This is a genomic window from bacterium, from assembly GCA_040754625.1.
Lineage (GTDB): Bacteria > JACRDZ01 > JAQUKH01 > JAQUKH01 > JAQUKH01 > JAQUKH01.
The window spans coordinates 1-6546 of record JBFMCF010000045.1 but is presented as its reverse complement, the minus strand read 5'-3'; the positions used below and the strand labels follow the sequence as shown (position 1 = coordinate 6546).

Annotated in this window: 8 protein-coding genes; 4 read left to right on the top strand and 4 right to left on the bottom strand. The window is 39.6% G+C overall.

Annotated features, from left to right (window positions below; translation table 11 throughout):
- Positions 1 to 213 precede the first annotated feature (213 nt).
- Positions 214 to 441: a hypothetical protein gene (locus AB1498_03690; GenBank protein MEW6087381.1), complete on the bottom strand. Its 228-nt coding sequence runs from the start codon at positions 439 to 441 to the stop codon at positions 214 to 216.
- Between the two features lie 12 nt (positions 442 to 453).
- Positions 454 to 591, bottom strand: coding sequence for a hypothetical protein (locus AB1498_03685; protein MEW6087380.1), 138 nt, complete (start codon positions 589 to 591; stop codon positions 454 to 456).
- 204 nt (positions 592 to 795) lie between these two features.
- Between AB1498_03685 and AB1498_03680 the strand changes: the two genes are divergently transcribed.
- Genes AB1498_03680 through AB1498_03670 form a run of 3 tightly spaced genes read left to right on the top strand, consistent with a single transcriptional unit; the run spans position 796 to position 3721 of the window.
- Positions 796 to 1521: a hypothetical protein gene (locus AB1498_03680; GenBank protein ID MEW6087379.1), complete on the top strand. Its 726-nt coding sequence runs from the start codon at positions 796 to 798 to the stop codon at positions 1519 to 1521.
- Positions 1522 to 1523: 2 nt separating this feature from the next.
- Positions 1524 to 2444, top strand: a complete 921-nt coding sequence (locus AB1498_03675) for an ROK family protein (protein MEW6087378.1) — start codon at positions 1524 to 1526, stop codon at positions 2442 to 2444.
- A gap of 38 nt (positions 2445 to 2482) precedes the next feature.
- A complete protein-coding gene (locus AB1498_03670; GenBank protein MEW6087377.1) occupies positions 2483 to 3721 on the top strand; it encodes a hypothetical protein in 1239 nt (412 codons plus the stop codon).
- 67 nt (positions 3722 to 3788) lie between these two features.
- Here AB1498_03670 and AB1498_03665 read toward each other — a convergent pair whose 3' ends face one another.
- A complete protein-coding gene (locus AB1498_03665; protein ID MEW6087376.1) occupies positions 3789 to 4946 on the bottom strand; it encodes a cytochrome c3 family protein in 1158 nt (385 codons plus the stop codon).
- A gap of 105 nt (positions 4947 to 5051) precedes the next feature.
- On the opposite strand from AB1498_03665, the gene AB1498_03660 reads away from it, so the two are divergent.
- On the top strand, positions 5052 to 6209 hold the full coding sequence (locus AB1498_03660) for a class I SAM-dependent RNA methyltransferase (GenBank protein MEW6087375.1): 1158 nt from the start codon (positions 5052 to 5054) through the stop codon (positions 6207 to 6209).
- Between the two features lie 42 nt (positions 6210 to 6251).
- Here the strand turns inward: AB1498_03660 and AB1498_03655 are convergent, their stop codons facing one another.
- Positions 6252 to 6437: an RNA-binding S4 domain-containing protein gene (locus tag AB1498_03655; GenBank protein ID MEW6087374.1), complete on the bottom strand. Its 186-nt coding sequence runs from the start codon at positions 6435 to 6437 to the stop codon at positions 6252 to 6254.
- Between the last annotated feature and the right edge of the window lie 109 nt (positions 6438 to 6546).

Genomic DNA, 6546 nt, shown 5'->3' with positions numbered 1-6546 from the left:
TTATCGTGTTAAATACACTTGCCAATTCTCTCAAATCCCTCTTAATCTCCCTTTTCTAAAGGGAGAAATCTAAAATTTACCCCGTTTCAAAACTTTCATTCCTTTCATACCTATTTTGACATTATCTAAAATTTTCTTAATTCTAATCATAATTTTACTAAATAGCAATACTATATTTTATTGAAAATTGGTTTTATCTAATTACAAATATGATTATAGGCCGTCTGTTGGCGCTGTAAAACGTAATACTGATGCTTCAAATCCGCTTCCAGGATGCAAAGAAAGCTGGCCCGGGGCAACACCGTTTCGCACATAAGCATCATCAATGCGCCAAATCATAGGCGTATAATCCCATGACGCCGGCTCTCTATACCATTGAGGTGAAGAAAGATTCATTTGAGAAGCTGTATAAGGATTGAACGTGCTGAAATCCGTTGGCATCCAGCCATAAGATCAGACCCCGTTCGGGTTGCCGTTGGTAATACTAAAATCCGCGGTTGGATTATATGAAATCGCGTATGTTGTTTTAAACAGCCAAACCAATAAAAATACAGATACCAATCCTGTAAAAAAACTTTTCCTTAATATCATTTATCCCCCTTTTATTTTTTGTCTTGCCCAGCAGGCCCATCCTACCTAACAAGCAAAATTAACAGCATATTCTGCTGTTTTATATTTTTTTGTTCTTATTGTCAACTATCAAAATTGAAAATTAGCGGTCGAAAAAATTCACAAAAATTTATTTGTGTGATATAATCAAACTCAAATATATAAATAAAAAGGAGGATAAAATTTATGAAATTTTTAAAAAACAGTTTTCTATCCATAATATGTTTTTTGTTATTTGTTTCTGCCTCTAGCGCGGCGGAATTAAGCATAGCTAACTTTGCACAGCAAGAGCTGGATTCTTTTGGGAAACAGATTGGGTTTTTACTGGCCCGGAGACAGTATAAAGGCGCCAATCCGTTAGGATTAATCGGTTTTAACGCGGGAATCGAAGCAACCGCTGTTAAACTGGATGATAAGTCGCTGTGGAGTAAACTGGATAATACATGGAGCACACCGTCTTATCTGGCACTTCCAGTGGCACATGTTAAAAAAGGGCTTCCCTTTAGTATTGATGTTGGGCTGCGCGGAGGAATAGCGCCAAATACAGGTTTATCACTCATGGGAGGAGAAATAAGCTATGCCCCGCTTGCAGGATCTTTAGTAACGCCTGCGGTAAATTTATTTCTGGCCTATTCTGTTTTAAGCGGCGGAAAAAACTTCGATTTGAATTCTTTAAGCTACGGGGCCTCGGTTAGTAAGGGTCTAGGAATAATTACTCCGTATGCCGGTATCAGTTTTGATCAATCAGAACTCTCTGTTAAAAGTTCTTCTTTGTCTCTTGCGAATACGACAAGCACGGGATTTAGACAGTTTGTCGGGTTAAAGTTTAATATGTTAATTTTAAGCCTTTGCGCTGAAGCTGATTTTGGTGAGATGCAAAGTTACGGATTGAGTTTAGACCTGGGAATTTAATAATGGGCAAAAAGCTTGCTTTAGTTACGGACCTTGGCGGGACTTTTATAAAATGCGCGTTAATTAACGAAAGCGGCAGGATAATATATTCAAATAGCGCGCCTACAGAAGCACAAAAAGGCAAAGATTATGTTATAAGGAAAATAATTAAGCAGCAAAAAAAACTTTTTACAAATAAGAAATATTTGCTGAAATATATTTCCGGTGTTGCGGTCGGGTGCCCGGGCCCGGTAAATATAAAAAAAGGGATAGTCTCTACTCCTCCGAACCTTCCCGGCTGGTTTAACGTCCCAATCAGGAAGATAATATCTGTAACATGGAAACAGCCGGTTTTTATTGAGAATGATGCTAATGCCGCCGCCTTAGGAGAATATTGGCTGGGGGCGGGGAAAAAATCGAAAAGCATGGTTTGTATTACGTTAGGGACCGGTGTTGGCGGAGGGATTATTTTGGACGGCAGGATTTTTCACGGGGCGGACGGGATGGCGGGAGAAATAGGACATATTACGATTGAACCAAAGGGAATAGAATGTAACTGCGGCAATACCGGTTGTTTAGAAAGATATGTCGGGCGGCAGGCAATAGAAGATGAGATGGAAAAATTGCTGGGAGAGAGGGGTTCTCCTGAAAAACTAGGTGTTCTCGCAAAAGCAAACGATAAAAATGCCAAAAGGATCATTGAAGACATTGGCAGGCAAATCGGAATAGTTACCGCAGATATAGCAAATTTCTTGAATCCAGGGATGATTGTGATCGGCGGCGGGATCGCGGGGTTAGGGCAAAAGCTTTTTGGGGCTATTCGTTCTGAAACCAAAAAAAGGGCGTTTCCTGACGCCGTTAAAAAATTGAAGATAGTGCATGCCAGGTTAGGCGAAAATGCCGGCCTTGTAGGATTAGCAAGAATAGTATTTACCGGCGCATAGCTTAAATAAAAAAATATATTTATTAAAGGAAATCCAGTATGAAAAAATTTTTACCGGAATTAATTATAATATCATTGATAATTCTTTTCAGCACCCTTATATTTTTTCAATATCTTAAACCCAAGGGGTCATTTAAGCGTATTGCCAAATCAGTGAAAATGACAGTGAAGACCCAGCAGAGCAAAAATGAAGGATATTATTTATCAAAATTCCCTGCAAAAAAAGCAAATAAAATAATACTTGAATTAAAACAGGGAAAAAACCGCAGTTTGATGTTAATTGACCCGAATGATTTCTCCCGGAAAAAAATATTTGAGACCTCGGGCGAATTATCATTAAATCCCTCAGTTACACATAACGGGGAATTTATTGCTATCCAGGTCCCAGCGGTTAGTTCCAGCCAAAAAGTCCCTATTTCACAAATATCGTTTATTGACATTAACGGGAAAGAGCTTGATTATATTTCAAAATATCAAAGGCCTTTCAGTTTGAACAATTGCGCTTTTTCCCCGGACGGGCAATTTCTTGCCTATGAATTTTCTTTGCCTAACCAGACTTATCCTGAAATTTTTATAGAAAGTGATTTAAAATATTTTGAGGACGCGATAATCACACAGGAAGATATCCGGATCCCAAACCCCGAAAAAGCAGCCAATCATTTACCGCAGTTTTTGCCATCAGGGAAAGCAATAGCGTTTCTTGCGGATTTTTCAGGAAACCCTGACATTTGCATTTTTGATATAGGCGTCCAGGTCCCGACATTAATCCGCCTTACAAACGGCGCGCAGGCCAAATCATCGGGAAAAAATATTTTTACAATAGACGCGAAAGAAGAATTCCTTTTCTTTATACAAAACGTTTCATGGGAAGGCGGTGAAAAAATCTTCGCTTTACCTATAATACCATCGGGTAAACCGGTAAAATCAGGGACTATCAGTATGACTAAATTCGGGAAAATTAACTATGTGGAATATGACCAGAATGTTACAGGTATTTCACATCTTTTTACAAAGATTACACAGCTTTTTCTGTCCCCCGGCGGGGATGATATGTTATTTGTTGGTGACGGGCAGGTAATTACAATGAAGCTGAACGGTTCAAAAATTACTGAATTGGCAGAAGGTGATTTTACACAGTTCTCGCCGGACGGGAAACAGGTGTTGGTGGGATTAAATGAAAAAAATGCATCGAATATTTCTTTTTATAATTTTGAGGTAAAAAGGCAGGATAAAAAGATAAATTTAGAGGGCCATATAGAAAATATGATTTGGTTTTAAACAAAGGGTAATTAAAAAAGCCATCCGCCTGAGGCGGATGGCTTTTTGTTTTTCTTTAAAATACTTCTTATTTTAATGTCTCTTTTAATTCATTTACCTTTGTGCCAATATCACTGAATATGCTGTTCGAATATTCGCTGTTATGTACCCCCTTGCTCCTGTCCATTGACACGAAGTTATAATTATATTCAAGCTTCTTGAATTTTTCCTCTGTCTCAGGCGTGACTTTGCCTTCCGCTTTCGCTTTTTCAAACCCTTCCCTCAAAACATTATAACCCTCAGCGGCTTTTGTCATGTTATCGGCGTAGGCGGCCTGCCATTCTTGTCTTGTCTTTGCATATTCTTCATCATGGCACCCGGTGCATAATTCATCGCTGTATTTAAATGCCTCTGCCTCATTATGGCATCCCGTGCAATCCTGCTCGGCCATGTAATCCGCGGAACCTTTTACATCTTTCGCCCCTGTTCCCGCGAAAAGGTTTTTAGGCCCGTTGTGGCAACCCTTGCAATCAACCTTCGGCGCTTTGTCCCCGTTGTGGCATTTCATACAGTTATCCATCCCGATCATCATAATGGAAGGGTTAACGCTGTGGACTACCCTGTTATGGCAATTGGTGCATAAAATATCTTTTCCTATATGAATAGGATGCACGTTCCCGATTGCGACAGGTTTTTCTGTTTCAGCCGCGAGCAAGGCTTTTGCCTTTTCTAAATCTTTTTCTCCTGTTTTGACAACCTCTTCGTGGCACCTGTGACAATTCTCATTTATCATTGTATCTTTATGTTCAGGCTGGAACATGAAATATGAACCAACCATGCGGGCCGGATGGCATTTTAAACATTCCTTTGCAATTTTTTCCTGTTCCTCCTTGTTTTTATGTTTAAAATCCATTTCTTCCTTGTTAAAACCCTGGACATTTTTATGCAAATCAAATTCATCCTCTAAATAGGCCTTGCTGAAATGCCCGCCTAAAAGCGCGAGGGATTTGATATGTTCCATGGCATGATTAAAAAACCCCTGGTGTGAATGGCAGTCCATGCAAATTACGCCTTTTTTCGCGTGAAAATTGGCCTTTAAAGAATCAACGTGAGGCTGCATTTCATGGCACAACATACCGCAGAAAAACGGCATATCAGCCACTTTTATCCCCCCGTAGAAAGCGACAATACCGGCAACCACTACAACAATAATTACAGTTTTAAGATTTTCCTTAATCCAACCCATGTTTGCCCCCCTTTTTTTATCAATAAATTTTCCTTCTATTTCGAGAAGATAGCATTATAATATATAAAAAAAACATAGTCAATATAAAAAATAGACGGGAGTTTGATGGAAACAGGCAAAAGAATAAATGTAAAAATAGAATCTATCGCATTTGGGGGAGAAGGTATAGCCCGGGTGAATAACCGTGTTGTGTTTATCAGAAATGTTGTTGACGGGGAAACTGTTGAGGTTGAAATTATGGAAGAAAGAAAAAATTTTCTCAAAGCGAAACTAATAAGTATAGAGGGAAAATCGCCTTTCAGGATTGACCCTCCCTGCCCGTATTATTCTGAATGCGCCGGGTGTCAATACCAGCATATCGATTATAACCACCAGCTGGATATAAAAAGAAAACAGGTGGGTGAAACAATCAAGCACATCGCGAAAATAGATTTGCCTGTGGGGTCTCTTATTCCTTCCCCTGAAACGTATAATTATAGAAGGCTCCTGGAATTTCATTCTCTCCAAAACACCACTGGTTTTTACACATATAATAATAAAACAATTGTCGGGGTGGACAATTGTATGCTGGGAGAGGATAAAATAAATGAATACTATAAAAATTTAAAAAAGAAAGATGAACCCCTGTCGTCCTCATTCCGTATTATATTAGATGACAGCGGAGAAGCGTATTCGACGATAACGGATAAAAAAAAGATATTGAATTACCATGTCATGGGCACGAAATTTTTCGTGCCTATAAATTCATTTTTCCAGACAAACAGGTCATTGCTTGAGAAAATGGCGGAAACAGTTATAAATTATTCCGGCGCGGAAAAGGACGAAGTTTTTTTTGATTGTTTTTCAGGCGTTGGTTTTTTCTCGGTTTTTCTCGCGGGAAAAGCGGCCAGGGTTTACGGTTTTGAAGAAGGTTACGAGGCAAGCGAAATCGCGTCCCAAAACGCCTTAATAAACGGGATAAAAAATTTTGTGTCCATACAGGGAAAGACGGAAAAGAAACTGCCGAAATTACTAAAGGAAATTATTCCTGACACGATAATACTCGATCCACCGCGCGTCGGCTGCCACCCTGATATTTTAGAATTGACAGGCCGGCATAAGATCAAAAAGATCGTTTATGTTTCCTGCAATCCTTCCACGCTGGCAAGGGACATTGTGATACTTAAAGGTTTCGGGTATGAATTGAAAAAGGTCCAGCCGATAGATATGTTCCCGCAGACAAGCCACATCGAGGTTGTGAGCCTGCTGGAATTAATCTCGTAGGGGCGTGATTTATCACGCCCTTTTGGTTCGTTTTGGGCGCAGTTAATTACGCCCCTGCCTGACAATCTTTAATTTTTCGCCCTTATAGTCGATGATATCACCCGCGAAAATCTTTTTCCTTTTTCTTGTTTCAACCTCGCCGTTCACGCGGACCAATCCCTCCGCGATGACAAATTTCGCCTCCCCGCCGCTCTGTACAAGGTTTTCAAACTTTCCCGAGTTTGCCAATTAGTGCGGTTTTTTATCGAGGAGTAATTTTAAGGAATTGCCTGATATTTCATCTTTAAGAGTAATTGCCCATTTGTCTTTTAATTCATCCACTACCTTTCTTATAGAT